General features: G+C 55.4%; 26 protein-coding genes and 1 pseudogene. 9 read left to right on the top strand and 18 right to left on the bottom strand.

Annotation, left to right across the window (positions count from 1 at the left end):
• Nucleotides 1-88 precede the first annotated feature (88 nt).
• From E4P01_RS20680 to E4P01_RS20660, 5 genes are all read right to left on the bottom strand, one after another.
• Nucleotides 89-904: a carbon-nitrogen hydrolase family protein gene (locus E4P01_RS20680; protein ID WP_216091377.1), complete on the bottom strand. Its 816-nt coding sequence runs from the start codon at nt 902-904 to the stop codon at nt 89-91.
• 372 nt (nt 905-1,276) lie between these two features.
• Complete coding sequence (locus tag E4P01_RS20675; protein WP_170037329.1) at nt 1,277-2,302, bottom strand: fimbrial protein; 1,026 nt, start codon at nt 2,300-2,302, stop codon at nt 1,277-1,279.
• A gap of 3 nt (nt 2,303-2,305) precedes the next feature.
• The gene (locus tag E4P01_RS20670) at nt 2,306-4,696 is read right to left on the bottom strand and encodes a fimbria/pilus outer membrane usher protein (RefSeq protein ID WP_225932988.1); all 2,391 of its coding nucleotides are present in this window, start codon (nt 4,694-4,696) and stop codon (nt 2,306-2,308) included.
• A 189-nt stretch (nt 4,697-4,885) separates the two neighbouring features.
• Nucleotides 4,886-5,605: a molecular chaperone gene (locus E4P01_RS20665; protein ID WP_170037323.1), complete on the bottom strand. Its 720-nt coding sequence runs from the start codon at nt 5,603-5,605 to the stop codon at nt 4,886-4,888.
• Nucleotides 5,606-5,659: 54 nt separating this feature from the next.
• The gene (locus E4P01_RS20660; RefSeq protein ID WP_170037320.1) at nt 5,660-6,253 is read right to left on the bottom strand and encodes a fimbrial protein; all 594 of its coding nucleotides are present in this window, start codon (nt 6,251-6,253) and stop codon (nt 5,660-5,662) included.
• 307 nt (nt 6,254-6,560) lie between these two features.
• Between E4P01_RS20660 and E4P01_RS20655 the strand changes: the two genes are divergently transcribed.
• Nucleotides 6,561-7,343: a helix-turn-helix transcriptional regulator gene (locus tag E4P01_RS20655; protein WP_170037748.1), complete on the top strand. Its 783-nt coding sequence runs from the start codon at nt 6,561-6,563 to the stop codon at nt 7,341-7,343.
• On the opposite strand, the gene E4P01_RS20650 is transcribed toward E4P01_RS20655, so the two are convergent.
• Nucleotides 7,334-8,443 (bottom strand): P1 family peptidase, encoded by a 1,110-nt coding sequence (locus E4P01_RS20650; protein ID WP_170037317.1) that lies wholly within the window; start codon nt 8,441-8,443, stop codon nt 7,334-7,336. The genes E4P01_RS20655 and E4P01_RS20650 overlap by 10 nt on opposite strands.
• A 123-nt stretch (nt 8,444-8,566) precedes the next feature.
• Here E4P01_RS20650 and E4P01_RS20645 point away from each other — a divergent pair, with 123 nt between their 5' ends.
• The 3 genes from E4P01_RS20645 to E4P01_RS28315 all read left to right on the top strand — a co-directional run bounded on the left by E4P01_RS20645 (nt 8,567) and on the right by E4P01_RS28315 (nt 9,784).
• The gene (locus E4P01_RS20645) at nt 8,567-8,893 is read left to right on the top strand and encodes a hypothetical protein (protein ID WP_170037314.1); all 327 of its coding nucleotides are present in this window, start codon (nt 8,567-8,569) and stop codon (nt 8,891-8,893) included.
• A 61-nt stretch (nt 8,894-8,954) separates the two neighbouring features.
• Nucleotides 8,955-9,584, top strand: a complete 630-nt coding sequence (locus E4P01_RS20640) for a cupin domain-containing protein (RefSeq protein WP_346274580.1) — start codon at nt 8,955-8,957, stop codon at nt 9,582-9,584.
• Nucleotides 9,545-9,784 carry a helix-turn-helix domain-containing protein gene (locus E4P01_RS28315; protein WP_346274579.1) on the top strand — a complete coding sequence of 80 codons (240 nt, stop codon included), beginning with the start codon at nt 9,545-9,547 and terminating at the stop codon, nt 9,782-9,784. Before E4P01_RS20640 ends, E4P01_RS28315 begins: the two co-directional genes overlap by 40 nt.
• Here E4P01_RS28315 and E4P01_RS20635 read toward each other — a convergent pair.
• The 10 genes and pseudogenes from E4P01_RS20635 to E4P01_RS20590 all read right to left on the bottom strand — a co-directional run bounded on the left by E4P01_RS20635 (nt 9,781) and on the right by E4P01_RS20590 (nt 18,609).
• A pseudogene (locus E4P01_RS20635) lies at nt 9,781-10,498 on the bottom strand (SDR family oxidoreductase). The gene E4P01_RS28315 and the pseudogene E4P01_RS20635 overlap by 4 nt on opposite strands.
• 107 nt (nt 10,499-10,605) lie before the next feature.
• On the bottom strand, nt 10,606-11,271 hold the full coding sequence (locus E4P01_RS20630) for a hypothetical protein (protein WP_170037746.1): 666 nt from the start codon (nt 11,269-11,271) through the stop codon (nt 10,606-10,608).
• Nucleotides 11,272-11,338: 67 nt separating this feature from the next.
• Nucleotides 11,339-11,884 carry a hypothetical protein gene (locus tag E4P01_RS20625; protein ID WP_170037311.1) on the bottom strand — a complete coding sequence of 182 codons (546 nt, stop codon included), beginning with the start codon at nt 11,882-11,884 and terminating at the stop codon, nt 11,339-11,341.
• Nucleotides 11,885-11,887: 3 nt separating this feature from the next.
• On the bottom strand, nt 11,888-12,376 hold the full coding sequence (locus tag E4P01_RS20620) for a hypothetical protein (protein WP_170037308.1): 489 nt from the start codon (nt 12,374-12,376) through the stop codon (nt 11,888-11,890).
• A gap of 13 nt (nt 12,377-12,389) precedes the next feature.
• Entirely contained in the window at nt 12,390-13,439 is a 1,050-nt protein-coding gene (locus E4P01_RS20615; protein WP_170037305.1) for a hypothetical protein, read from the bottom strand.
• A complete protein-coding gene (locus E4P01_RS20610) occupies nt 13,439-14,113 on the bottom strand; it encodes a pilus assembly protein (RefSeq protein ID WP_170037302.1) in 675 nt (224 codons plus the stop codon). Before E4P01_RS20610 ends, E4P01_RS20615 begins: the two co-directional genes overlap by 1 nt.
• 25 nt (nt 14,114-14,138) lie before the next feature.
• Nucleotides 14,139-16,400 carry a TcfC E-set like domain-containing protein gene (locus tag E4P01_RS20605; RefSeq protein ID WP_216091376.1) on the bottom strand — a complete coding sequence of 754 codons (2,262 nt, stop codon included), beginning with the start codon at nt 16,398-16,400 and terminating at the stop codon, nt 14,139-14,141.
• Nucleotides 16,401-16,471: 71 nt separating this feature from the next.
• The gene (locus E4P01_RS20600; RefSeq protein WP_170037299.1) at nt 16,472-17,008 is read right to left on the bottom strand and encodes a CS1 type fimbrial major subunit; all 537 of its coding nucleotides are present in this window, start codon (nt 17,006-17,008) and stop codon (nt 16,472-16,474) included.
• Nucleotides 17,009-17,286: 278 nt separating this feature from the next.
• Nucleotides 17,287-18,282: a fimbrial protein gene (locus tag E4P01_RS20595; protein WP_170037296.1), complete on the bottom strand. Its 996-nt coding sequence runs from the start codon at nt 18,280-18,282 to the stop codon at nt 17,287-17,289.
• 30 nt (nt 18,283-18,312) lie between these two features.
• Nucleotides 18,313-18,609, bottom strand: a complete 297-nt coding sequence (locus tag E4P01_RS20590) for a response regulator (protein ID WP_170037293.1) — start codon at nt 18,607-18,609, stop codon at nt 18,313-18,315.
• A gap of 878 nt (nt 18,610-19,487) precedes the next feature.
• Between E4P01_RS20590 and E4P01_RS20585 the strand changes: the two genes are divergently transcribed.
• Both E4P01_RS20585 and E4P01_RS20580 read left to right on the top strand, forming a co-directional pair.
• Nucleotides 19,488-19,799: a hypothetical protein gene (locus E4P01_RS20585; RefSeq protein WP_170037290.1), complete on the top strand. Its 312-nt coding sequence runs from the start codon at nt 19,488-19,490 to the stop codon at nt 19,797-19,799.
• Between the two features lie 186 nt (nt 19,800-19,985).
• Nucleotides 19,986-20,234, top strand: coding sequence for a hypothetical protein (locus E4P01_RS20580; RefSeq protein ID WP_248130122.1), 249 nt, complete (start codon nt 19,986-19,988; stop codon nt 20,232-20,234).
• Between the two features lie 34 nt (nt 20,235-20,268).
• Here the strand turns inward: E4P01_RS20580 and E4P01_RS28310 are convergent, their stop codons facing one another.
• The gene (locus tag E4P01_RS28310) at nt 20,269-20,514 is read right to left on the bottom strand and encodes a P1 family peptidase (protein ID WP_253201687.1); all 246 of its coding nucleotides are present in this window, start codon (nt 20,512-20,514) and stop codon (nt 20,269-20,271) included.
• Nucleotides 20,468-20,869, bottom strand: a complete 402-nt coding sequence (locus E4P01_RS28305; protein ID WP_253201685.1) for a P1 family peptidase — start codon at nt 20,867-20,869, stop codon at nt 20,468-20,470. Before E4P01_RS28305 ends, E4P01_RS28310 begins: the two co-directional genes overlap by 47 nt.
• 91 nt (nt 20,870-20,960) lie before the next feature.
• On the opposite strand from E4P01_RS28305, the gene E4P01_RS20570 reads away from it, so the two are divergent.
• From E4P01_RS20570 to E4P01_RS20560, 3 genes are all read left to right on the top strand, one after another.
• The gene (locus tag E4P01_RS20570) at nt 20,961-22,670 is read left to right on the top strand and encodes a ShlB/FhaC/HecB family hemolysin secretion/activation protein (protein WP_216091374.1); all 1,710 of its coding nucleotides are present in this window, start codon (nt 20,961-20,963) and stop codon (nt 22,668-22,670) included.
• A 111-nt stretch (nt 22,671-22,781) separates the two neighbouring features.
• A complete protein-coding gene (locus E4P01_RS20565) occupies nt 22,782-24,074 on the top strand; it encodes a filamentous hemagglutinin N-terminal domain-containing protein (protein ID WP_216091373.1) in 1,293 nt (430 codons plus the stop codon).
• 223 nt (nt 24,075-24,297) lie between these two features.
• Nucleotides 24,298-25,515 (top strand): MFS transporter, encoded by a 1,218-nt coding sequence (locus tag E4P01_RS20560; RefSeq protein ID WP_216091372.1) that lies wholly within the window; start codon nt 24,298-24,300, stop codon nt 25,513-25,515.
• The last annotated feature ends 28 nt before the right edge of the window (nt 25,516-25,543 follow it).

Here is a 25,543-nt window from a genome sequence, read left to right as displayed (position 1 = left end):
ATTGCATGCATCGAATAGCGATCATCACGAACTCCTGGGCCGGCACCTGCGCACCAGCTGATTATTGTTATGGAGGGTACAAACGCAGTCAGCGAATAAGCAGTTCACGGCGGCCATTGGGATGCTCGACAGTCTCGCCTTGCAGCAGCAGCCGACGATCATTGAGGTAGTGATAATCCCTGCGAGCCGCCTTGATTTGAGCAAGGTCCAGACTGATCACATGGCGGGTTTCTTCGCGCCCGGCTTCGTACAGCACGCGACCAAACGGGTCGACCACCGCACTGCGGCCCGCAAACACCAGGCCGTCGTCGCCCTGCCCTGCGCGATTGACCATCACGCTGAACAGCTGGTTTTCCTGGGCCCTGGCCATGATCGCGGTGCGGTGCACCGGACCGTAGGGGTCCATGTTGCCGTTGGTAACGATGATTAACTCAGCCCCCAACTGCGCCAGTGCCCGCGCCGTTTCCGGCAGCTCGATGTCGTAACAGATCAGCAGGCCGACACGCACGCCGTTCCACAGCGTGGTGACAAAGCGATCGCCTGGCGTGATGTCGGCGCGCTCGGAGGGCCACAGATGGGTTTTGCGATAGCGCAGGGCGATGCCGTCGGGGGTGATCAAGACCGAAGTGTTGTAGTAGGCGCTGGCATCACATTCGACCAGGCCGATAACAACCGACACATCGCGCTCGCGCACCGCCTGTTGCACGGCTCGCAGTGTCGGGCCGTCCAGGGGCTCGGCGACGTTGGCCAGTTGTTCATCACTGACGAAGCCCATCAAATGGGTTTCCGGGAATACCAGCAGGTCGGTGTCCGCGTTGCAGTTGGTGATGGCCGCCAAAGCACGTGCAAGGTTGTACGCCGTATCGCCGTCGCGGCCGGCTAACTGCATCAATTCAATCTTCATCAGTGATCCTTCCGCGCAGTTCAGCAAGTTCTGAAAGAGTATGGGCGGCGCTAACGAAGCGGAACATCACGTCGAAGGGGTACCCCCGTGGGGGTAGTGAGATCAAATAACACTCAGATCAAAGCAGACCGCTCATAAGACAATATCATCGTTACACCCGCGCTCACCGCGCCCTGAGTGTGCGTTCACGGCCGTGCAAATGTAGCGCACGCTTAGGGGCTTACTGATCGACCCAGCGCCTTTAGGCATAGCGCCTAACGTGCGCGGGGAAGCAGCCTCCGATCGTCACGGCCATTACCCCCCACCATGATCTGCAACCACACGCCTGAGGCCTGCTCGGTTATTCTCGCCAATGCGAACTGCAGATAAAAATTATTCATAAGAGAGCGTTACGGTGACTCCAGCGTTTACTGTTCCTGGTGTCATTTTCCCGGTACGAATATAGTGAACACCAAAGGGTTTACTGATAGTTCCGCCCTGAACCCCCATATCCCCCAACTTTCCTTTGAGTGTAGAAGCCGAAGTTTGAGATCCAAAGACCACAGGCGTCTCGCCATCAAGCACTTGCAGCGACACACCTGAGGCCGAGTTGACTGCCGAATTCAGCGTTAGATTTGAAGTCGTATTGCCCGGGGCGTTCACATCCTCCAATGAATAAAGAATTTTGTATGGCGCATAGGATGCCGCGCACGTTACGCCAAGCGAAAAATTTACTCTTCCGGTCGTATCACCGACTAACGAGAGCAACGACAAGTTAGTCTTTTTTAGACTCACCTCGGACGGCGCGCTTAGCGTGCAGGACGTATTATTCACGGAAAGACTAACTGAAGGCGAGCCTCCATTAGATGCTCCCGCTTGAGTCGACCCCTCAAATACTCGATTATAAAAAAATAAAGCTTGACTAGGCACTACTAGCTGACCAACCGGCAATCGAGCAAGAGAAACATAACGAAATCGATATTTGTAACCTTTTTTCAAAAACCCACCAACACCTAAAAAATCAATTTTCCCATAACCAGGATCGAATATGGGAATGTAATCTCCATCTAAAAAAGCATGCTCGTAAATCACACCAATATTGGGATTGCTTGTAGACTGCAAATCATACTGCCTCCCATTAAAATCATACACACCAACTCTAGACTTAAAAAAAAAGAAAACGATATAAAGAGGCACGTTTAGAGTAGTATATGAGCAATTCATAAAATTAGGTATAGATCTTTCATGCCACACATCTGAAATCATCTGTACCCCAGTCTGCCCCTTGGCTTGCTGCACCTTTAAAGTCACACTCGCTCCTGAATCCACATAAGCAAGTTGACAGTTACTAGACGCCCAAACAAGACCACTTACAGAAAAAAGAATGAACAGACACACGCTTTTAAAAAATACGATCATACGTCACCCCCTCACACAGACAGCATCAAAGCTCTCATACATGAGCTCTTTTTTTGCAGGCGGCACATCATAACTAAAACTACATTTCCCACCGCCCCACACAACATCGAACACGCCTTTATCCTTGACTCCAAAAACCAGCAATCTTGATACATTATCAACCACGCCAAGCATACTTCCGCTCTCACCATAAACTTGAGCACCAAATGGAACTTTTTCACCATCGTTCAACTTCAACGAAAACTGCAACCTGCGCCCCGACTCAACCTCAAACCGACGCTTCACCACAGCGCCACGCGTCGGCACCACCCGCTGCGAACTTTCTGCGACTTCGACATCACTACCAAAGGTATTGGTATCCAAGTTGATCCAGTTGTAACGATAGGGTTGCGCATAGGGCACGACCGCATAGCCTTTTTTATCGGTACGCACAGCAGTCCCACTTTCGACGCCGACGCCCTTGGTATCGGGCACTTCAACCAATGCGAAGGTTTCACCGACCGGTTGCCCCAACGTCACCCCGTCGCGGTGTACCACCACCGACCCACTCGCCCCGACGTCAAAATGCTTGTTATCCCGACCCTGCCCATAGTTGCCACTGACTTTCGCATTAGGCGTGTCCCAATTCATACCGACGCTGCCGGAGGCACCGCTGGTTTTGCTTTTGCTGCCCTGTACCGAATAACTCAAGGTGTTCTGTTCGTCGATGTTGCCTGACAGGCCCGTTTGAATCGACGTCTCACCTTGGGACGATGAAGTAGCGCTGGTGTAAAGCCGTTGCGCGCGACGATTGTCACCGAACGGAATACTGAAGGACGCAGACACCTGATTATCGATTCGTTGACTGCCACCCTGCCCCTCTGTACGGGACACGGCAAAGCTGTAGCTGGTGTCGGCATAGCTGCCGTTGTAGCCGAACTGCCAACGCCGCGTGCTGCCCTGGCCGTTCCAGTAACTGGTTTCGCCCAAACTCAGAAACAGCGACCCACGCCCTTCCAGGGACTGGTTGACGTTCATGTCAAAACGGCTTTTTTGTCGGCCGTAATAAGGGGTGGCGAAGCGATCCTGTTCATCCACATGTTGGCTGAACGTGCGGAAAGACTCGGTGGAATAGCGATAGCCGACCATGGTGAAGGTGGTATCGGTGCTGCTTAGCGTCTTGGAATACAAAAAACGCGCACTCTGGCCCACGTTCTTGCGCCCGGACGCATCCTTGGAGTTGCTGTTGGTGACGTCAAACGATACACCGCCCCACGGCGAGTTAACCCCGATGCCCAGGTTCAACGCGTTGTAGGCCTGGGAAGCGAGTAACCCGCCGTAGCCGGTGAAGTTGTCGGTCACGCCATACACCAGCGTGCCTTGGGTAAACTTGGGCGCCGCCTGCCCTTCAGTCTGGTATTGGCCGGCGGCCAGGCTGTAGCGGGTACTGCCTCGACGTGTCATTACCGGCAAGTAGGAGTAGGCCTGGGAGTATTGACGCTCGCGCCCATCGGCCTCGATGATCTTGATGCTCAAGTCACCGTTGGAGCCGCTGGGGTAAATGTCGCTGATCTCGAAAGCACCCGCAGGAACGCTGGCCGAATAGATCACGTAGTTGTTCTGGCTGATCTCCACCGTTGCATTGGTTTCAGCGATACCGCGCACCACTGGTGCGAAACCGACTTCATCATCGGTCAGCATGCCGAGCTCCGACGTCAATTGAGCGCCGCGAAAACGCACACTGTCGAAGATATCGCCCTGGGTGTACAACTCGCCCCCCGCCAGTTTGCTCTTTAGGCTGACGACGTCACGCTCGGCATAGGTACGGTTGCTGTTGAATGTGTCGCGCATACCGGTGCCCCCGGAGATCGACGACTCATTGCGAAAGCGCCAGGCACCGAGGTTGAAGCCGTTACGCAGACCTATATAGCGGTAGTCGCTACTGTAACCACGGCTGATATTGCGGCTGAAGTTAGTCTGATAATTGGTGTACAGGGCGGTGATGCCGTTATCCCATAAAGACGGATCGACATAACCACTGGACTGTCGCTTTATGTAAGCTTGAGGCATGCTGATCTGCAACGCCAGCGCGGTTACATCGAATTCGATATCGGCACCTGGCACCAGCGCCGACAGATCAATCACGGTATCGTCGGCACTGCCCGCAGTGATGACACCCTCTTGTTCAAGCCGTGCAGTGTTCACCCCAATCGCCTTGAGTAGGCCCAGGTGTATGATCGGCTTGACCTCCGATCCGTCCTGCACGACAAACTTGATGGACTCACGCAGTATCAAAAATTGATTGAGGTAAATATCGACATTGTACTTACCAGGGGCGATCGTGCTTCCTTGCTCAAAGTACTTCAATTCGGCCGTGGTGCCATGCTTGTTCAAAAAAGCATCATTGAATTCCACAGCATGGGCCGCAAGTGGCAGGGAAGCACTTGCCAGCACTAGACTAGAGGCGCCAAAACGACCAAACGGACGGGTACCAGAATAACTCCCAAAACAAAATGCCCACATAAGAATCTTGCCTCATTACTCAATCGTTACTGCTTGACTTACTTCAGATGCAGAGCTGCCTGCCTTCTTTTAAAAAGCCCGTCAGCTTGAAATATTGGCGAGATTCTTAACCGGGACGCCATAATCATTAATGGCATTAAACTCAACGACAATTTGAGCATTAGCAGGTATTGCACCTGCGCCTTCCACCAGAAACTTACCGGTCGCACCGGGCGCTACCATCTCTACGTTGACCGGGTGACGAGCGCCCTTATACTCAAGGAACACAGCGCCAAAGGATGCGTAATAAACAGAGTTATTGGAGACCAACAGCCAGCGTTTTCCGCCTTCACTCACCAACTGCCACTTCAACAACTTGACAGCCCCTTCAGGCGTACCGGACAAACCCGTCGGCCGATAAAACAGCTTGATCCGTTGGCGCACTGCAATCTGCAAAGTGTTATCGGTCTCGGACTTTTGGGGAATCTCCTGCACGCTGAGCCAGAACACCGACTCTTTGTCTGAGGGCAAACCTTTCCCCGCATAAAAAATGCGCAGGCTTTGTTGCTTATTGCCGCCCAGGCGACTCAGCGAAGGGGTTAACGCAAACGGTACATCCTGATCAGTTTTTTTAGAGTCCGGCTCCAACCAAGACTGAATCATGATGTCCCTGTCGGCGTCATTCTTGACCATGATCGACGCTTCCTTGAGCTTTTGCGGGTAAATAACTCGCGTGCCGCCCAATGTAATACCGGCCTGTGCGATACCACTGAAGAGCAAAATAATCCCCGCCAGACAGTACCTGGAGTACACGTTCTTCATTTAATTACCTGCGGTAAAGTAGAGAAGCATGAATATGCTTCTCTAATGAAAGACTTATTGGTAAGTCAGAGTAAATGGCAATGTGCCATTGGCTTGGCCAGGCACGATGGGCGTAACACCATTGGCCACATAGGAGGCGCGCATGTTCAAGTTTGCGGTATACGTGAAAGCTGGATCAGTACCAGCCTTGACTAACGGCGCATCAAAAGAGCCGTTACCTGCCAGGTTGATCAAGTTATTACTGCTATCGAAGATACCAATACCCACGCCCTTCGCAGCACCGGTGGTTTTGAGCAAGTTATTATTCGACCCATCCACACCGGAACCCGAGTTAGGGTCGAACATTACCTTAACAGTGGTCAACCCAGCAGCGGTATTACCACAGTCCAGATTGATATTAATCGCCGTGCCCGAAACAATCCCAGGATTTTTGGTGCTCAGGGAGTCAATACTGACCTTGCCCATCGGCACTTCAATTACCTGCGCACCAGCGCCTCCACCCACACTGGTACCGGCGCCGGAAGAGGCTTTGCAGGAAGCGGCAGTAATTTCACCGGTAAAATTGATAGTCCCGTCTGCCGCCAAAGCGGAAGTTGTAATCAATGCGGTGATAGCCGCTGCCAGAATATGCCTTTTTTGGATAGCCACAATCAATTTCCTTTAGGTTGTACAGGAGGTTAATACTTGTAATCGACCCTATAAAAGAGTCGGCTAAGTTTACCCAGTACACCCTCAGCAACAACCGCAAGAATCCATGCCTAGCCCTGGAAAAATCCTAACAAGGCATCAGATAGATCCTACAAAATTAACCGTTACTCACATAACGTTTGATACAACGGCGAATACGGTCTGTAGACTGACCTGTATTACACGGGATGTGCACGCGTGACACGAGCCAGTGGCGCACGACCAAGGGCAAGCAATAATGTCAAAGGGAGCATCGATGGGCAGTGAAATGAACCTGACGCTGCAGGATGTAGCTTGGCATGACGCGGTCGGCAAGCTGATCGAAGCCCTGGACCGTCCTGACTTCTGGCGTTCGTTGACGCGTTTGCTGGGGCGCTACGTACCGGTGGATAACTGGGTGGTGCTGATATTCAGCACGGGCAGGCCGCAGGTACTTGCTGAGTCTGCCGCAGAGGGTAACGAGTCCGACTCACTCTTCCAGGATTACCTCAGAGGCCTGTACCTGCTAGACCCGTTCTACCTGGCCAACCGCGAGTTACCACAAAGCGGCCTGTTCCAGTTAGGCGACGTCGCCCCAGAGTGCTTTGAGCAGACAGAGTATTACCAGCGCTACTTTCGATTGAATGTCGTCGCCGACGAGATTCATATCAATGTGCAACTGGATACTAGCCGCACTTTGAGCTTGTCGCTAGGCAGTAGTAGCCGCTTCAGCCAGCAGCAGATCGCGTTGCTGGGCCTGGTACAGCCATGGGTCGCGGGCTTGATGCGCCAACGGTGCTCGTTCGAACAGAGTTTGAAGGACGCACCGGAGCAGGCTCCTGACTGGCAGGAGCGCCTCCACGCAACCACGCGACAGATCAGCGCTTCATTGTCTGCCCGTGAAATGGAAGTGGGCCAACTGATGCTCAGCGGCTGCTCAAACAAAGAGATCGCCCGCAAGCTGGCGATCTCTGCCGAAACGGTCAAGGTTCACCGCAAGCATATGTACAACAAGCTGGGGATCAAATCCCAGTCCGAGCTGTTCCTGTTGTTCCTTCAGGCTCAGGAGTGAACCGTGGCCGTCCAGCCCACCTTCGCCATCGCTGCCAGCAGTTGTTCCGGCTTGAGCGCCAGCGCTTGCCGGCCGCGGCCCTTAAGATCGTTGGCGGCCAACAGAGCGTTGAGGATTGCCTCTTCGACGGCGTCTGCCGCGGCCACAAATAACGCGGAGATGTAGTCGTTGTTTACCATCTGCAAGGCCGTGGTCGGCGGGCCGGGTTGCCCGAGGTTGGCAACCGGCAAGCCGGTATTGCCCACCGAGAACGCAATGAAGATGTCGCCGCTGTCGTCCTCTGTGCCGCCACCGACCCGCGCCAAGCCGATACTCGCACGCTGTGCCAGGCGGGTGCATTGATGGGGCAGCAAAGGCGCATCGGTGGCGATGGTGATCACGATGGAACCCATGCCTGGCACGCCGACATTCACCGGCCCGTCATAAGGCGAAGGCGTGTCCTTCAATACGCTGCCCACCGGGTAACCCGCCACGCGCAAGGCGCTGCGTACGCCGTAGTTGGCCTGCACCAATGCACCTACGGTCCAGCCGCCCTCTTCGGCGCTCAGCACGCGAGACGACGTACCAATCCCACCTTTGAATTCATGGCAAATCATGCCGTTGCCGCCGCCCACACAGCCTTCCTGCACCGGGCCGCTGCGTGCATCCGCCAATGCGGCGTGCACATGCTCGGCGGTGACGTGCTGGTCCCAGATATCGCTCAAAATGCCATCGTAGGTTTCCAGGACCACCGGCATGCACCAATAGGTGTGTTGCTTACCCATCTCGCGCTCGGCGGCCACCAGTGCATCACGCACCACACCAACGCTATGGGTGTTGGTGTAGGCAATGGGCGTGGTCAGTAAACCGGCTTCGCGAATCCACTCAAGGCCGGTGGCATCGCCATTGCCGTTCAGTACGTGAACGCCGGCAAAACACGGCGCCAGATGGGCCGCGACCGGGCGCGGCTCGATGATGGTCACGCCAGTATGCGTTGAACCCTCCAAGCTTTCGGCAGTGAGGGTGTGATGGCCGACGCGTACGCCAGGCACGTCGGTGATGGCGTTGAACGCCCCGGGTGTGCCCGTGCCAATGGTGATGCCCAGGTCTCGTAAGCGCATGTTTTTACTCTCGATAAGCCCGTGAAGAATTGGCCCAAGTCTAGGTAGACTGCCAGCCGTTGACGATAACCCACAGTTGTTACCCCCGATGAGTTAGGTCGGCCCCGCTTTGGACGATGGCAAATGAAGCCGGGGCGATTCACACCACCTGGCCTGAACACGCAAACTCACTATGTGCCTGGGCATGAAACACCGCCAAATAAAGCCACTGCCGCCCAAAGAATCGAGTCCAACCTCAAGTCACTGACTGCAAACATGACCCGCCACAAGGAAATGTTGCTGGAGAAATTCGTCAAACTCGATGAGCGCCTGCGTGAACTCGAACAACGGAAGCATGCGCTGGCAATTCGAGAACTTTGCGTCGCCAGGCGCGAAGACGAACTGCTCGCGGGTATTGATGCGCTGGATGCAGCGCAAGCGCGACTCAACGCAATGCTAAAAAATGCCTAAAAATCAAACCTCAAACCTGCTGAAAGCCCGCCGTGACAATAGCTGCCCGGAGTTTCGACACATGGATCCTCTGTCCGATATCCTGTCATTGTTGAGAATTGGTAATTACCATTCGGCCGCGCTTACGTTAAGAGGCGACTGGGCGTTCAACTTTCCGAAGCTCGAAGGCATCAAGTTCACCGCCGTCATCAAGGGCAGTTGCTGGTTGCAAGTGAGTGGAGAGCCACAGCTAAGACAACAGCATCAAGGCGATTGTTTTCTGATGACCCTAGGCATGCCATTCACGCTCTACAGTGATATGTCCCAGCCGGTCATGGATTCAGACGCTTACTTTGAAATGCTGGCGGCGGACGAACTGGTTCTGCGTTATGGCGGCGACGACACACAACTGGTCGGTGGCCGTTTTGACCTCACCGGCATTCCCGCGCAGTTATTGCTCGGCACACTGCCCTCGCTCGTCCATGTGCGGGGCGATGAGCCGCAGGCGTCGATCCTGCGCTGGGCTCGGCAGCGATTTACAGCGGAACTGCAGCATCAACGCCCTGGCCGATCACAGTTCAATGAACACCTTGCTGGTGGAAGTTCTGTGCCCCCATCTGGCTACCCTAGACAACAGCGCCAGCGGCTGGTTTGCTGGCCTGGCTGGCTGCCATGTCACGCTCGGCGTTTGCCTTGCACTTCAAACAGGTGATCGGTGCAGCACCATTGGAATACCTGACGCACTGGCGTATGTTGCTGGCAAGTGATCGCCTAAAGCATCCTGCGGATACGGTTTCAACCATCGCGTTTTCATTGTGCTACGAGTCAGAGAGCGCATTCAGCATGGCCTTCAAACGTTTCATGGCGCAATTCCCCCGCCATTATGTCCGCGAGCACGCCACCTGTGGTTAATGAAGGCCACCGCCGATCACTAGTATTTCGCCGGTAATCCAGCCAGCGTCTGCAGACGCCAGGAAAGCGACCGCTGGCGCCATATCCTCAGGCTGGCCGATACGGCCCAATGGCGTAATCGCTTCGATTTTCTGGCGAAATGCGTCTTCAAAAAAACTGCTGGCGTGTACACCTTCGGTCACCACCAGCCCTGGGTTGACTGAGTTGATGCGGATTTTTTTCGGCCCCAGCTCATTGGCAAGGGTGCGGGTGATAGCGTCCACTGCGCCCTTGGAAGCGGTATAGACCGTAGAGTTGACAGGCGTGAAAGAGGTGACGCTGGAGCTGATATTGATGATGCTGCCACCCGCTGGGTTAAACACCTCGACCGCCGCCTGGGTGCATTGGATCCCTCCCAGGACATTGAGGTTGAACTGGCGGTAAAACTCATGCTTGGTGATGTCAGCCAGTGCGTCAGTCGAGTAGACACCGGCGTTGTTGACCAGAATATCGAGAGCGCCATGCTCCAGAGCAATGATCTTGAACAGCATCTTGACGTCGACGCTATTGCAGACATCCGCCTGCAGCGCAAAGGCCACGCCCCCGTTTTACACAATGTCCGAGACCACCCGGTCGGCATCCTCGCGGCTACGGGCATAATTGCCTGGCAATCGCCGCCCCAATGCCCTTTGACGCACCGGTAACCAGTGCAACTTTGTTTTGCAGCTTTTTCATGCTCGCTTCCTACTATTGCTGGCTCAAATCAGTAGAGCCAGCTTAGGAGGAACGCTGCGGCCCGTTAATAATCAGCCCGCCAGAAAAGCTTCGCCATCGTCCAGCCTTCAGCGCGCCGGGCCAGCGGCAATACACTCCGGCTGATCCGGAACACTGATCCGGGCTCCCTTCAGCAACAGCGGGACACCGGGGTACACATTGAATGGATCAATAGGTTCACCGTTAACGGTTACTCCTTCTACATGGGCTCGGGTGTTACCGGTAGCAAAAAAACGGCCACCCCCGGCTTCGCATTTGATCGTCAGCGTGGATGTTTCCTGAACCGGTATATGGCGTACCAGTGCGCTGAAGGCAAGGTTGACCACCACATTGCCAGCAATGGTCTTGAGCTTGGGGTCCAGCAGACTCACAACCGGCTTTATGTCCAATCGATACACCTGCTCCTGTTCTATCTTCACCAGGGGCTTCAAGGTAATGGTCTTGCTCTGGCCCGGAGCAAGCTGCAACTTGAAAGGCGCGACGTAGAGCTTTGGCTGAAGGGTTTTGCCGATGGACTCCAGGCTTTCATCTGCCAACTCCACGCCGGGGTTGAGCACCCGCGACAAGGCAATGGACACATACTCCGCACGGTCGCCAGTGTTGGAGATTTCAACCGTGACGGCTTTGTCCCTCACCTCAGACACCATCGGCTGAATATTGATCAGCGCAAATGCGGATGATATCGGCGCAACACCGCACACCGCGCAAAACACCAGGCAGGCAAAAGGTTTCATAGGTTTCCTGTAGCAGTTCTGGGGTATGCCAACGAGCGGCAGGTAGCCGTGCAACACGTGGGCGCAATCAAGGATCGGTAATCACCGGTTCAAAGGTCAGCGACAGCACACCGCTGTACGCCCCCGCGGTTTGCTTGAAATCCCCCTCCGGCGGATAGGCTGCAACGGTCAGTCCGTAATAGCCAGAAGTGTCCTCACCCGGCACAGTCCGGGGAGGGTTTTTAAACTCCGTCCCCTGGCCCACCATCAGGGTTTTGGGCGCTTCACCTTCGGCCATGAAATCCACTTTCGGACGCTGAAACACCTGGGTAACATTACCTGCATTACGAATCTGCAGCGGCTCATCCAGGCGCACCTGAAATACTCCGGTGCTGGAAACAACCCTCAGCCGTGCCTGCACCTCATAAGGCATGTCCCAACCACCCAACTGCGACATTTCCAGGCCCTGATCGAACCAGCTGCCCTTGTCGTCAGTCACGAACAAATTGTTATTGGGCTTCACGTAGGCGCTGACATTGCTGCTGACTTTGCCTTCGAGAATCAGATCCGCCATCGCCAGCGCCGGTAGAGTCGCTACGGCAGTAAGGAGGCAAGCAAATGCTACCTTGTTCATGTGCTACTCCTTTTCGGTAAAAACGCTCGCATTGGCGGCCTTCTGATAAATCACCATGCCGTAGCCGACACTGACCGACAGCGGAGCCGGCAGGCTATCTGCATCGCTGGCCTGCACGATCAAATGCTCTCTGGGCCGAAAGGTCACGCGCCAGACCTGGTTGCTGCGCGGCGGCGTCAGCTGCTGCAAGTTCATCCGGTATTTTTGCCCGGGTGCCAGCACCAGCCGCGCAGGAGTCACCAGCAAGGCGGGGTGCATCACCTCGCCAATCGGCAGCAACCGCTCAGGCCTGTCTCCGGGATTGAGCACAAGCGCTTGCTGCACATCCAGAAACAAGGTGCTGTCCCCGGTGTTTTGCGCATACAGTTCGCCCTGGCGCTCATCGGGAGCCAATCGCAACTCGATGCTTGACAATTTCAATACCCCGCTGGCCATACCGGGGCACGACCACAGCAACAACCAGCCCATAACCATAAACAGCGGATAATTCATCGGGCACCTCGGCCTAGGGTTTGGCCACAACGGTAAAGGTCAGTACATCACTGTAAGCCCCGCCTGGAGATTTCTTTTCCGCAAGCGCCGTGAACGTGGGCGTAAAGCATGTCCGCCCATTCTCATTGAGGTTGAAGCCCGTGTTCTTGGCGTTGGGCAACAACATCGTGGCGTTGGCATTTTGTAGCGTCAGGCTATACGGCACTGTTTTCGAACTGTCTTCCAGACTCTTGAGCAGATAACGACCATTGCTTGACAGACCATTCAAATTGGTTGCATTGATGATGTACTTCTGAAAAGTAACAAACTTGGAGCCTTCATAAGTAAAGCAAAGCTGATCATTAGCAGCGCTTAAGGTTTTCAGTGTCTCCTCCCCCCTTGACAGTTCGCCAATATCCCAGTCTGGCGCGTTCATGGTCAAGGTGACATCCATCGGCGGCGGTGGCTGCTCCGGATTTACAAGCAACGTGCAAATGCCGTTTTGGGTGGCGGGGCTTATATAGGCAAGACCGGCGCTATCACCATAATCATCGCCCGATGTAAAAATACCCGCACGAATACCAATCGCAGGCCATTTAGCAATAATTGAATTATTAAACTGCACGACCACAGCAGCCCTAAATGGAGATCGATTAATCCATTGACTATTATAACGATTAGAGAACATAGCGTACCGATATCCACCAAAAATAGTTTCTTTTTCAAACCCCCCAAGGGTTACCGAGTTGATGCCAACACTAGAACTTTCATTAAGCTGGCCAGCGGCCCCATAGGTATAAACAATCACGCCTCTGGATTGAAAATTAGCCGTCGGATGATGCCCAGCTGCTGCTTTATAGTCAAAGTCCACTCGCGCCGTAGAGGTACCATTACCGTTATCTTTTAAACTACAATTACTGTAACCATTACTTAAATCACTATAGCGCATTACATAGGCCGACGCCTCGCCAGCGGCAAGTGATAAACCGACCAAAAACAGTCCGCACAGTTGTTTCAGGACACACCCGCTGAATACGCCAGCTATCTTTTTAATCCTTTCAAACACCCCACACTGAATGTTCATTAATTACAATCCAGCGTCTGCTGAACATCATTAATTGATAAACTTACATGTTTTCCTGCAAACAACTGGGGCGTCCCTGGAAACAGGGCAACTTTGCTCCTTATCGGCAAATGACTACCTACAGCAACGTCCGACAGCACCATGCGAACATTACCGGTGTTCTCCAGGCTAACGCCCCCGCCAGCGCAATGATGCGTCCAGCCTGTACGCTGCAGCTCAGGCGGCGGCATATGGCGGATCAGTACACCGTACCCCACCGATACCGACATCGGAGCCGTAATCTTGTCCTTCGGGGCATTTTCCACCTGCATGGCTCTCACAGGCACGATATACAGGCGGTACAAGGCTTCGACGGACGGCTCGACAAGTGATTTGAGGCTGATGGAGCGACTCTGCCCCGGCCCCAGGGTCAGCTTGTCGGGGCTGGCCAGCAGGGTCGGATGATCGATCTGGCTCATTGCCAGCTTCTCTTCCGGTTCGATGCCTGGGTTTATCACTTTCTGCAGAGTGATGGACAAGTACATCGACTCATCACCGACATTTCTCACGTTAACCATATGCTCGTGATTGTTGTACACCTTGAGACTGGCCGGCATGACCATCAATTCGCCTTCGGCCCGGGCAAGGCTTGAGCCAAGAAATATCAAGCTCAATAACAACGTAGGTAATCTCATAGCGGGTTCCTGATCGGGCATGCACTTACTGGCACTGGTATTGGCTGGGTTTGACGGTGCGAGTCAGGTCGCAGATGTATTGGCGGCCTGCATCCTGCACCGAGATACGGGCAAGTACTGCCTTGCTGGCGATCGAAAACAGGCCATTAGGGTAGGCAACATCGCCAGTTTCGATGATTTTCCCGCCCACAGGCGCGCCATGGGCGTCCACCAGCAGACCGCTGTAAATCATGTTGATATCCACCTTGGCACTGGCGCTGTAGACCTGCCCAGGGTGGGCCCGGATGATGTTGGCCGGCACTTCAATATTCATGTCCATGTTTTCGCTTTCGCTGATAACGCGTGCAAATGGCACATCCCCGTATGCCTCAAGCGGCACGGCGTAAGTACTGCCACCGGCTACTGGCTGGCCTTCAACGCTGAAACCGTAGGGGCTACCCTCAATCGCGGGAGTCTCCAGCAACATGGCGCTGCCACCATTGCTGTAACGCCCCATGGCAATACCGTCGGCATTGGCCGCGAGCATGCCGCGGTAGTTGAAGTCGGCGTTATCGGCAAAATCGCTATGCCCTACGTTCAGCGAGGCATCGCCACGTGTTCCGGAGCGGCTGCCATAAACATTGAGGCTGTTTTGCCCATCAATACGGTTGACCGTTACACCACTGGATGAAGTGCCATAACTGTCCTGGAAGTCTTTGCGGTAATCACCGCTCAGCTGGGTCTGGCCGCCATACTGTGCAGCACGCAGGCTCGCTTGCGACTTGTCCAGGGTCCAGCTCATATTCACGTAGAGCGTGTAATCACTGCTGCCCGGCATCGAGCCACCTTTTTGCACACCGGCCGATACCGCCGACCACAGGCCGTTGGGCCGATAGTTCCAGCGCACTTCAACCTGTTGCGATTCACTGCGGCTGAAGTTTCGATAGTTATAGGAAAGCATCACCCCGCCCACGTTCTTGCTATAGGAAAGGCTGGTACTGGGTGTTCCATAATAAAAACGCGACACAGACGTATTTTCGTAGCGGCTGAGCATAAGATTACCCAATCGCGGATCATCCATATTCAGGTTGAAGTAGCCCCCGGTACCGTCCTCGCCGCTCAACACCCCCACCGTCGGTGACAAATGCAAGGTGCCTAATGTGGAAGGCCGGGACATATTCACTTCAGAAGCCCAGCTGGAGTTGTCGCTGCTGACCATTGCCGCATTCAAATAGAGGTTGCTCAAGTTGCGGCCCATGGCCGCTTCAAATAGCTGACCGCCTTCGTCCATATCCTGGCCCGCAGTCACGCGCCAGGAGTTGGCCGCTTCACCGGTAAAGTTGAGGTTATTGACGTCGCGGGTTTCCTGGTTCACCAGGTTGCCGTTACGGTCCACCAAACGAATCTCGATGGGGTAATAACCACCCGGAAGATCCATAAAGCTGATTTCATTACGGCCCAACATCGCCGGTCGCTTCAAAATCAGTCGACCGTTACGGTAAAACTCATAGTTACCTTCAGCCGTGGAAAACAGCACCAGCGACCCCGCATCACGGTTCGCACGCAAATAGCCCTGACTGCCCAGGGTTATAAACTGGTCAAAACTGGGGGATAACACCGTGCTCACCGAGCCGGAACCAAAGTCGATGCTGTTTTGCTTGCCGGCGCGCACATAGGTGTCAGCAAAGTTCTTTTGCAGGTAATAGGATGAGATCCCTTGATCCTTGCTGCTCTGCCCCATACTTCGGCTCTGGTTGGCATACCAGTTCATATAAGCAAAACTGCGACCGGGCAGCCCGAACCAGGTATTGCCGTTGATATTCATGGCACGATAACTGTCCGAAGAGCCGCGTATATCCACAGACTGATTATTGATAAGCCCCCACGAAGTATTAGGTGCCAGATAATCATCCCGGGTGTTGCGAATACTGAGTGTGCGGCGGGCTTTATCGAGGGTGACATAGTGATCGGCTACACGCAAATCACAGCCACCTTTGCATTGTTTATAATCAATACGCGATAACACCTTTTCAATAGACTGCCTGTCTGCAAGCGCAACATCATTTTTGCGGTACAGGGTCGCATCAAACACAAGACCGTTCTGCACCAACGAATAACTGATAAAACCCGGCAAAGTCTTCCCGTTATAAGTAGCGACATAACGCGCCGTGTTATCCATTTCAACCGCACTGAAACCCTCAGGGGTTCCGTAGGAGATCTTCACTTGAGCGAGCGTCCGGGATGAAACAACTGCAACAAGGCAGGCCGCGAGCATGCAAACCGGAAAAGGAATCTTATGCGGGCACATCCTGAGTATCCGTTAATGACCAAGAAGAGCCCCTCACGGGGCTCTGACACCAGTTACTGACAACAGTCCGATTACGGCCCGACAGCAGCAACAGGCTCGAACAGCATGACCAGATCACCGCTGTAGCTGCCGTTGGTGCTCGGCCCGGTTGCTGTTTTAACCGGCGCATTGACATCGATTTTCAAGTTATGAATTTCGTCATAGCCACCATTACCCGTGATCGTCTGGGTAACTTTCAGAGGCGCCCCAAATGTCACCGCACTGTCCCCACCGGAGTGAGCGATAGTGACTTTTGCCCCGGTCATTTCATAAGTACCATTGGACAACTTCAAAGGCTGTGCCAGCGACACATTGAACTCGCTGCCTTTGGTCCAGACACGAACAGGCAGTACCTTGGTGAAGGCTTTCTGGGTGTAATCGAGAGGTTCCAAGTCCTCAGTGCCGTACCAGGTAGAACCATCTGACTTGGACACAAACATCGCATCGTTGATTTGCGCTGTCAGGGTTATTTTTTTCGAAACGGTGCTGTCAGGCACCGTAGCAGCTTGAGCCATACCCGCCAACACACTACTCAGACCAACAGCAATTAAAGCAACTTTAAAGTTCATAACCAGATCCACGACTAGTATTTATCAAACGTACCCACCCCTGATCAGGCGGCACGACTGAAAGAGAGAGGAAACAGACAGACTTACTGTCTGCCCATATAATGCGCCGCACACAAACAACCCACAATAAGATATATCCTACAACCACGACGACTTATCTGGTGCACCACCATTTACAACTCAACAACCCCATACACATGACTGAAACTGACAGAAATGCCACGCACGAAAAATCAAAAGATTCGAGCACAACGCTCAGATTGCACATCTACTCAACATCAATCATAAGATAGAAGAATCGATACTGCGCCTACAAACTTTCCAGGGTTAAGGGCTACCATGGAGCGGCGTACATAGCTTACGTCCAGGGTCTTTGAAAAAAAGCCACCCTGGGATTGAATCAGCCCCAGGGAATAAAAAGTACCCATATTCATAACCGTCGAACCCTCGGCAATCTGTAGAGCAACTGAACCGATATTGCCGCCACCCGATGCAGGACGGAGCGCGACATACTTGTCGGTTGCCGACCAGTCATTCATATCAAGGAGAGCATATTTTACATTGTAAGCAGAGGCAGCACCCTCGCACACGGCAGCAAACACCACCGGCGTTGTGCCGGCAATCGCGCCAGCCACAGGAATATCAGCGAGTTTTATTTTAGGAAGTGCAATCGTCGTGACGGATAGATACAACTTGCACGCTGGGCTTTTTGCAGTGACAACTGTTCCAGTTAGCGATGTAAATGCCGACCCTGTATACACTGCATCCTTAGTAATGCCGGTACTCAGCAGCGTCTCGGCAGAGACATTATACGAACCCGAGTCCAGCCTTGTTGTCGCTACCAGGCGGACCCTGACTTTAATTCCATATGAGCTGTATACAGGGGCATCGCCCTTATACGTAGTCAACTCTATGCCCTGATAAGGCAGCCACTGCCCTTTGGTATCCGCCACCGCCATAATCAATGAAATACCCGGGACTGAAGTATTAAGTAGCGCATAGAAGGTATTTTCAAAGGAAAACATACCGCTCACCGGCAGAGCACTGCTAGCCGTGACGGAGTACTGCCCGGAGCTCGTCAAATCGCAAGTCATAAGCGCTGGACTACTTGCTTCGTGCCAGCTCGACGAGATCATCCCCGGCTGGCCGGAATCATGAGCGAAGCTGACGGGCAACTTCAAACTCAAGCTACTGTAAGTGCAGCTCGTAGCCGCCTTGACTTGCCAGCCGAACATAATTAAAGCCAGGCCGATACACAGTTGTAGAATTCTCACGAGGAAACTCCTTATTAAATTTGGCAGCCCTCAGACGAACGTTACAAATTCACACAAGACCATTTCATTACGTGAGTCACCAGAGGTCAGAATCAGCACTTTGCTGGAAATACCAATCAATTTCAGATTAGAGATGACCGACAAACCGTCCATTTTGGGAATACTTAAATCCAGTACGACAAGGTCAGGCAGTAATTTACGAATGACCTCCAGCGCGTTAACACCGTTATCGGCTTCAGCCAGGATGCTGTACCCTTCCCCTCGAGCATTACCCTTACCGCCATGCGCATCAACGGATGATCGTCGATCAACTACTATGCTACCCATTACTTTACCTTTCAAAGAGATGCCGATAACAATCTAAACTTGATACCCCGCCACCAAACATGCTGCGCGGCGGAATATTGCATTCCCTTGTACTGTGTAAAAAGATAATAAAAAACCATCGTTCAAAGAGTTCGAAAAGTCTACCCGGATCAGCGACTGCTACCATCGCAGGAATCTTAGTAGTGCATCAGATATAACCATAATCAGCGCAGGATTAATCCCACTCAAAACACGCGCAGACCCGCAGACATCAGCAGCTCATGCTGTATGTGGGCTCTATCCCGTTAACACCGACAGTTCCCCCCGATACCACGGCACACATAATGCGCTCAGGGTGGCTTGCACCGGATCGCTTTCAGTAATGTGCGTATGCGGCAATGGCGAAGTGGCTTGAGTATTGACCGCTACCTGCTTAGGGCCGAAGCAGTACAATCGGCTGTCTCGTGGAACGACATATATGGTTTTAACTTGCGCCACCCGCGGCTGGGCGCATTACAGCCAAGTGAAGGCGGATTATGGTCGCAGTAGGAATATCTGGAGATTATGCCATGAGCACAGCCGAGAAAATTAGTATTGCCCTGCCGGCGGAGATGGTTCACGTGATCGCGCAAGGCCGAAGGCGGAATGGGTGCAGGTACACCCAGAGGCGAATGCCCTGTGGACCATCAACCCGCCGAGCCAGACAAAAACCTTCAGCGCCCTCATACTGCTCGACTCGCCATGCGTGCTTGACCTGCTTGCGGCTAACAGCAAGTCCCTCAACCTGAGTTTGGCAATAACGACTTCTCCCGCCACCTCGGCCCCGCAACTGGTGTTGCCGCTGGAAACCGAAGCACCATTCACTCCCCCCCGAACAACAGGCTGAAAGCCCAGCACCGTTGACGCTACATGCCCCACTGCGCCTTAACCCGGCCGTGCAGCATGCCGTGATCAACACCCTCTACACTGCTCAGGCCTGCCCCGTCGCCGAAGGCCTGTTTGTGCCATTGCACGTACTCAAAAGCCAGGGCATAAAGGCCGCCACCGCTATCCGCGCCCTGAGTGAGGTGTCGATGCTGATTCGCTCGACGCAGCACCAAATGCCCACTCATACGCGCGAAGTCGATGGCCATACCACCACTGGTGTGATCCTCGACCCACGGTTTATCGCGGGACTGACGCCGATGACCGCAGTGCAAGCGGGCTCATGACATGTTGCGTCCCTATGAAATGCCCTGGCGTCGCGCCTATGGACTGTACGCGGCCATGGCCTGGGGCGGCGCACTGCTGTGATTGCTGGGAGCCCATCTGGCGGGCGTTTTACCGGCCCCCTGGCCTGGCCGCTCAATGCGGTCGGTCTGCTCATGGCCGTGTGCCGCTTAAGTCAGGCGCTGCGAGTGCTAACGCTGCGCGCTTCATTGGCCGGTCATGCCATGCAGCAACTGAACACGCAGCAACTGGCGCAGTGGTGCCCGGCACCGGAGCAGGTGTTTTTAGGCTTTGGCTTTGAATGGCAACCGCACCACTCCCCGCGCCTGTATAAACTGACCAAGCTCGATTGCCGCCAGGGGTTGGCTCCGCCCTGGGCGCTGCGCTGGCGTGCGCCTGGACTTCACCTTCAACTGGCAAAAACCCACCGAAATTGATGGGGCAGCAAGGGTGCATCGGTGGCGATGGTGATCACGATAGAACCCATGCCAGGTACGCCGACATTAACCGACCCGTCATAAGGCGAAGGCGTGTATTGCAATACGCTGCCAACCGGGTAACGCGCAAGGCGCTGCGCACGCCGTAGTTGGCCTGCACCAATGCGCCCACCGTCCAGCCGCCCTCTTCGGCGCTCAGCACGCGAGACGATGTACCAATTCCACTTTTGAACTCATGGCAAATCATGCCGTTGCCACCGCCCATACAGCCTTCCTGCACCGGCCCGCTGTGTGCATCCGCCAATGCTGCATGCACATGCTTGGCATGTGACGTGCTGGTCCCAGATATCGCTCAAGATGCCGTCGTAGGTTTCCAGCACCACCGGCATGCACCAGTAGGTGTGCTGCTTGCCCGTTTCACGCTCGGCGGCCACCAGTGCATCACGTACCACGCCAACGCTATGGGTGTTGGTATAGGCAATGGGCGTGGTCAGCAAACCTGCTTCGCAAATCCACTCCAGGCCGGTGGCGTCGCCATTGCCGTTCAGTACGTGCACGCCAGCGAAACACGGCGCCAGATGGGCCGCGACCGGGCGCGGCTCGATGATGGTCGTACGATTTATCGCAGCACCCATACGACAGCGACCTCCCCATCGTCAGTAACGTCCTTGGGTCGCCGAGCTTCATCTTATTTTTTCTTGCGCTCGGCCTTCTTAGCATAGGCGGATGAAATCAACGCCCGGCACGCTCGGCTTCCACGCCTGTATCACGACCACCCTGTATGTAACGACACTATGGCTGTTTACGGCGATTCAGGTCGCGCGAGCGGCCAGTCCGATCGATACCGTCACCAGCACTCAACGCCAGCAAGACCTCCAACTGAAAAGCTTGCAATCCCAGGCACTTGGAAAGCCGGATGCACTGACCGCAACGCCCCTGCCCTTCGCCAATGCGCTTAAGCTGCCGGAAGAATCACCCTGTTTCGTTATCCGCACTGTGGAGTGGAAAGGTGCAGATGATTTCGACTGGCTGGAGCGCGCGCCAGCGATCCTGGGGCACTGTGTGGGTGGCGAAGGGTTGACGGTTTATCGCCGTTGGTTAGCAGCACAACTGATGGCGCGCGGATACATCACTACCCAGGTGTTGATACCGGCTCAAGACCTGAGCAGCGGGCACTTGATCGTCCAACTTATCCCTGGGCGCATGGGCAAGATTGATCAGCAACCGGAATCGCTTGGCTGGCCAGGCATGGCCTTTCCCGCAGCCAAAGGCGAACTACTGAACGTACGTGACCTGGACCAGGCGTTGGAAAATGTGCGCCGTCTGCCAGGCCAGGCAGCGACGGCGCTGAATCTGATTCCGGGCGCCGACCTGGGTGAAAGCGATGTGATCATCCAGCAACCGCCGCAGGCACGTCGGGTGTTCGGCTTGCTGACCGTCGATAACAGCGGTATCGACGCCACGGGCCGTCACCAACTCGGTGGGATTGTCGCCATCGACTCGCCGGCCGGGCTTTACGACCAACTGCTGCTGACCTACAGCACCGACACCGACTTCAATAACCACACCCGTGGGTCTTCGGCTAAAAGCCTGGCCTGGAACGTGCCCGCAGGCTATGCCCTGCTGTCGTTCAGCGCCAGCGAGTGGACCAGCAAGCAAGCCTTATTCGAAGACCTCGGGGGACGCAGCATTGCGTTCAGCTCGCGCACCCGACGCGTCGATGCCGGGCTTGATTACGTGGTGAGTCGCTCCAATCGCAGCAAAAGTGTGCTCAACGCTCGCCTGGTCAATCGTGAGGATCGCGCCTGGGTTGCCTCCACCGAACTGCAGCAATTGCACCGGCAGATCACCAGCTATGAACTTGGCCTGACCCACCGCGCCAACCTGCGCTTTGGCAAACTAACGGCGCAGGCTGGTGCGCGCGGCTCACTGCCCGGACTCAGCAAGACGCCCGGCGCGCTCTATGAGCAACAGGACTGGAACGGTCGCTATCACCTGTTCACTGCCAAGGCGGCGTTTGAGATTCCGTTTGACCTGGGCGCAATGCGTTTGGGCTATCGCAACGCGCTGGTCTACCAATATGCGCCGGTGCCGGTGCCGTCGACCGAATACATGCAGATCGGCGGCCGCTACAGCGTGCGCGGCTTTGACGGTAACACCACCCTCGCCGGCCCCACCGGCTGGACCCTGCGCAATGAGCTGTCCATCACCGCCTTCAGTGGCAGCCAGGCGTATGCGGCACTCGATGCCGGTGCGGCGTCGCCGGTGGGCGGCCAGCAGCAAGGTCGACAGCCATTGATCGGCGCAGCTGTCGGTTTGCGCGGCAATGTCAGCCGCTTTGGTTACGACCTGGCCCTGGGCATGCCGATCAAGAGCAACGACGAGATGAACACCACCACGCCAACCCTCGATTTCTCCCTGAGCAGCCGCTTCTAGGGGAACACTTTTTCCCAGGGATGGGAATCCGAGTGCCACCCAGTGCACTCACCCGGCGCCCGCAGTCGCTACTGCGGGACGCCTCTTTAACCTTCAACTCTCGAGGTCTGTATGAACCCAATGATCCAACCAACTCGGCGCCCATCCAAGCGCACGCTGCTGGCCCTCGCATTAATGGGCAGCCTGCCGCTGTTGCAACACAATGCCCAAGCGCAACCCGCACTGACGCTGGATCCAAGCGCAGCCCAAAACGCCGCGTTGTCGCAGATCAACGACACGCCCGTGGTCAACATCGTCGCTGCGAACGCCGCAGGTGTATCCCACAACCGCTTCACCGAGTTCAATGTCGGCGCGTCCGGGCTGATCCTCAACAACAGCACCGCAGGCGCCCAAACCACCCTGGGCGGCGCCATTGCCGCTAATAGCCTGCTCAACGGGACCTCCGCCAGCGTCATTCTCAATGAAGTCACCGGTAAAACCGCCTCAAGTCTCAATGGCATGATTGAAGTTGCGGGGCCGAGCGCTCGTGTAATCATCGCCAACCCCAACGGCATCACCGCCAGCGGCGCTGGCTTTATCAACGCCAATCGCGTGTCGTTGGTAGCGGGCACGGCAGCATTGGACGCCAACGGCCAGGTGGCTCAATTGCAAACCGATCACGGCCAGATCCGTGTGGAAGGTTCCGGCCTTGACGCGTCCGGTGCCAATGAGGTCGACCTGGTCGCACGCACCCTGCAGATCAATGCGCAGTTGCAAGCCAAAAAGCTCAACGCCGTGGCCTTGAAAGGCGAAGTTGACGCGACGGCCCCGACCACTGTGCTCAAGCACCTCGGCGCCGACGGCCAAGCCGACATCGCTATTGATGTCGCCCAATTGGGCAGCATGCACGCAGACTCGATTCGCCTGCTCGGCAAGTCGGCCGGCGTAGGCGTGAACGTTCAAGGCAACGTCAAGGCCCTGACCGGCGACTTGAAGGTCACCGCCGATGGCAAGGTACAGATCGCTTCCACGGGCGTGTTGGACGCCAAACAGGCGCTGTCGATCGCTGGCGATCTGAGCAATCAGGGCGTGCTGCGCAATGGCGGCCCGTTGAGTTTGGTCGGCAACATCGACATCCAGGGTCCGATTCACTTCGGCGGCACGGCTGGGTCGGTTAACAATCTCAAGCCTGGCACTATAGTGACGGGTGGAGCCGCCTCCACAGGCGCTCAAAATGGTATAGGTGTGGTGATCAATCGCCCGGTCGCGTCACGCCCTTCCTATGTCGTCGCGCCGCCTGTATGGAGCAAGCCGGTGGTGAGCTACCCAGCGTTCAACTGGAGCGCCTATCCGTCGTTCGCCTTTAACACTGCGACAGGCCTGAAACAACCGACCCGCATCCTTCCGCAACCACGCTACTGGTAAAGCGCTTTAGCCGGGCGCGGTGGGTCATACCCGCCCGGTCATCCCGTAAGCGCCGCTGTTACTGCTCCCTGGACGATGACGAATGAAGCCTGGGGTTTCGGGCATGGTGCCAATCGCCCCGGTCCGTATCATTTGCCAATGGGCAAAGCCCTCGAAACCGCATTCACATCCCGCTTGCAAACATTCACTCGGCAAAAGCCCTGAGCACTGGGCTGGGAGACTCATGTCCGTCGATATCACTAAACACGGCTCAAAAGGCTTGATGTTTTTTCTCGCGCTGTCACTGACCGCAGCGCTCATGAACAGCAGCGCACCCACGCCGCTGTACCCGTTTTACCAAGAGCATCTGCAGATCAACGCTGTGGACCTGACGTTTATATTCGGCGCCTACGGTGCCGGTGTTTTGCTGGCTTTGACGACTCTGGCGCGCATCGCCGGCCATGTCAAAGACCAGCGTTTTTTGCTGCTCCCAGCCATTGCACTGGTGCTGATCGGCGCCTGGTTGTGCGCCGAATGCGATTCGTTGTGGGCCCTGTGTGCAGCCCGCGCCATCTCGGGGCTTGGTGCGGGAATCATGACCACTGCCGTGAACGTAACGCTGGTACGGTTCGGCCCACTCGACAACGGCAAGTTGGCGGCGACGCTGGCCACCTTGGCAATGATCCTGGGGTTGGCTTTCGGCCCGGTACTCAGTGGCATGGCACTGCAACTGAACCTGTACCCGGCCAGCCTGCCCTTCTGGTCGATCATGGCCCTGGTCGCTGTCGCCGCCCTCGGCATACTGGCGCTCTGGCCGCGTCACACCCTCCAGGCCCAAACCGCCGCTCATACAGTACAAGCGTCGCTACGTGAAGGCCTGCGCGGTATTGGTCGGCCCTTCCACTTGTGCGCATGGTCGGTGTTTTTCAGTTGGTCGTTCACGGCCTGCGTTTTCGTGATTGGCCCTGGCGCAGCCGAACAGCAACTGGGCTTGAGTGACCGCGGGATGTTTGGCTACAGCATGGCGGTGTACCTGTTGATCGCCGGGGCCAGCCAACTGTATTGCAAACGCCTGGATGCAGCGCGTGCATTGCGTTCTGGGTTGCTCGCCCAGTGTGCAGCCTTCTTGCTCCTGCTGACGGCCTTCTCGGTCCATTCGCTGACGCTCGCGGCGCTGGCCCTGGTAATCGGCGGCTACGCCTATGGCGCCATTTTTGTCGGCAGTGCGCGGCTGATCAATCAGCTGGCTCCCGTCAACTGCCACGCCAAGTTGGTGGCGTATTTCTATATGACCATCTACCTGTTCAACGCTGTGCCTATTCCACTTGGGCTGCTGGTGGACTCGATTGGGCTTACCCCGAGCGTGCTCGCCGCCTTGGTCCTCTTTCTGGGGCTCGGTGCCGTGCTGGCGATTCTGGCTACGCGGGTCCGATTCCCTCATGCGCATCAACAACCCGGTTGAGCGCTCGTCACCGTTGAACCCTCAGGGT

Origin of the sequence: Pseudomonas sp. NCIMB 10586 (assembly GCF_023127895.1) — a bacterium.
Classification (GTDB): Bacteria; Pseudomonadota; Gammaproteobacteria; order Pseudomonadales; family Pseudomonadaceae; genus Aquipseudomonas; species Aquipseudomonas synxantha_A.
Note: the sequence above shows the minus strand (reverse complement) of the source record. Positions and strands in the feature narration are given on the sequence as shown.

Coding starts and splice junctions, on each gene's coding strand:
- E4P01_RS20680 (WP_216091377.1), bottom strand. CDS start 904: ATGAAGATTGAATTGATGCAGTTAGCCGGCCGCGACGGCGATACGGCG.
- E4P01_RS20650 (WP_170037317.1), bottom strand. CDS start 8,443: ATGCGCTTACGAGACCTGGGCATCACCATTGGCACGGGCACACCCGGG.
- E4P01_RS20630 (WP_170037746.1), bottom strand. CDS start 11,271: ATGAAACCTTTTGCCTGCCTGGTGTTTTGCGCGGTGTGCGGTGTTGCG.
- E4P01_RS20665 (WP_170037323.1), bottom strand. CDS start 5,605: ATGAAGAACGTGTACTCCAGGTACTGTCTGGCGGGGATTATTTTGCTC.
- E4P01_RS20625 (WP_170037311.1), bottom strand. CDS start 11,884: ATGAACAAGGTAGCATTTGCTTGCCTCCTTACTGCCGTAGCGACTCTA.
- E4P01_RS20570 (WP_216091374.1), top strand. CDS start 20,961: ATGAAATCAACGCCCGGCACGCTCGGCTTCCACGCCTGTATCACGACC.
- E4P01_RS20675 (WP_170037329.1), bottom strand. CDS start 2,302: ATGATCGTATTTTTTAAAAGCGTGTGTCTGTTCATTCTTTTTTCTGTA.
- E4P01_RS20645 (WP_170037314.1), top strand. CDS start 8,567: ATGAAGCCGGGGCGATTCACACCACCTGGCCTGAACACGCAAACTCAC.
- E4P01_RS20640 (WP_346274580.1), top strand. CDS start 8,955: ATGGATCCTCTGTCCGATATCCTGTCATTGTTGAGAATTGGTAATTAC.
- E4P01_RS20560 (WP_216091372.1), top strand. CDS start 24,298: ATGTCCGTCGATATCACTAAACACGGCTCAAAAGGCTTGATGTTTTTT.
- E4P01_RS20565 (WP_216091373.1), top strand. CDS start 22,782: ATGAACCCAATGATCCAACCAACTCGGCGCCCATCCAAGCGCACGCTG.
- E4P01_RS20610 (WP_170037302.1), bottom strand. CDS start 14,113: ATGAGATTACCTACGTTGTTATTGAGCTTGATATTTCTTGGCTCAAGC.
- E4P01_RS20590 (WP_170037293.1), bottom strand. CDS start 18,609: ATGGGTAGCATAGTAGTTGATCGACGATCATCCGTTGATGCGCATGGC.
- E4P01_RS28315 (WP_346274579.1), top strand. CDS start 9,545: ATGTCACGCTCGGCGTTTGCCTTGCACTTCAAACAGGTGATCGGTGCA.
- E4P01_RS20615 (WP_170037305.1), bottom strand. CDS start 13,439: ATGAACATTCAGTGTGGGGTGTTTGAAAGGATTAAAAAGATAGCTGGC.
- E4P01_RS20605 (WP_216091376.1), bottom strand. CDS start 16,400: ATGTGCCCGCATAAGATTCCTTTTCCGGTTTGCATGCTCGCGGCCTGC.
- E4P01_RS20600 (WP_170037299.1), bottom strand. CDS start 17,008: ATGAACTTTAAAGTTGCTTTAATTGCTGTTGGTCTGAGTAGTGTGTTG.
- E4P01_RS28305 (WP_253201685.1), bottom strand. CDS start 20,869: ATGGGTGCTGCGATAAATCGTACGACCATCATCGAGCCGCGCCCGGTC.
- E4P01_RS20655 (WP_170037748.1), top strand. CDS start 6,561: ATGAACCTGACGCTGCAGGATGTAGCTTGGCATGACGCGGTCGGCAAG.
- E4P01_RS20620 (WP_170037308.1), bottom strand. CDS start 12,376: ATGAATTATCCGCTGTTTATGGTTATGGGCTGGTTGTTGCTGTGGTCG.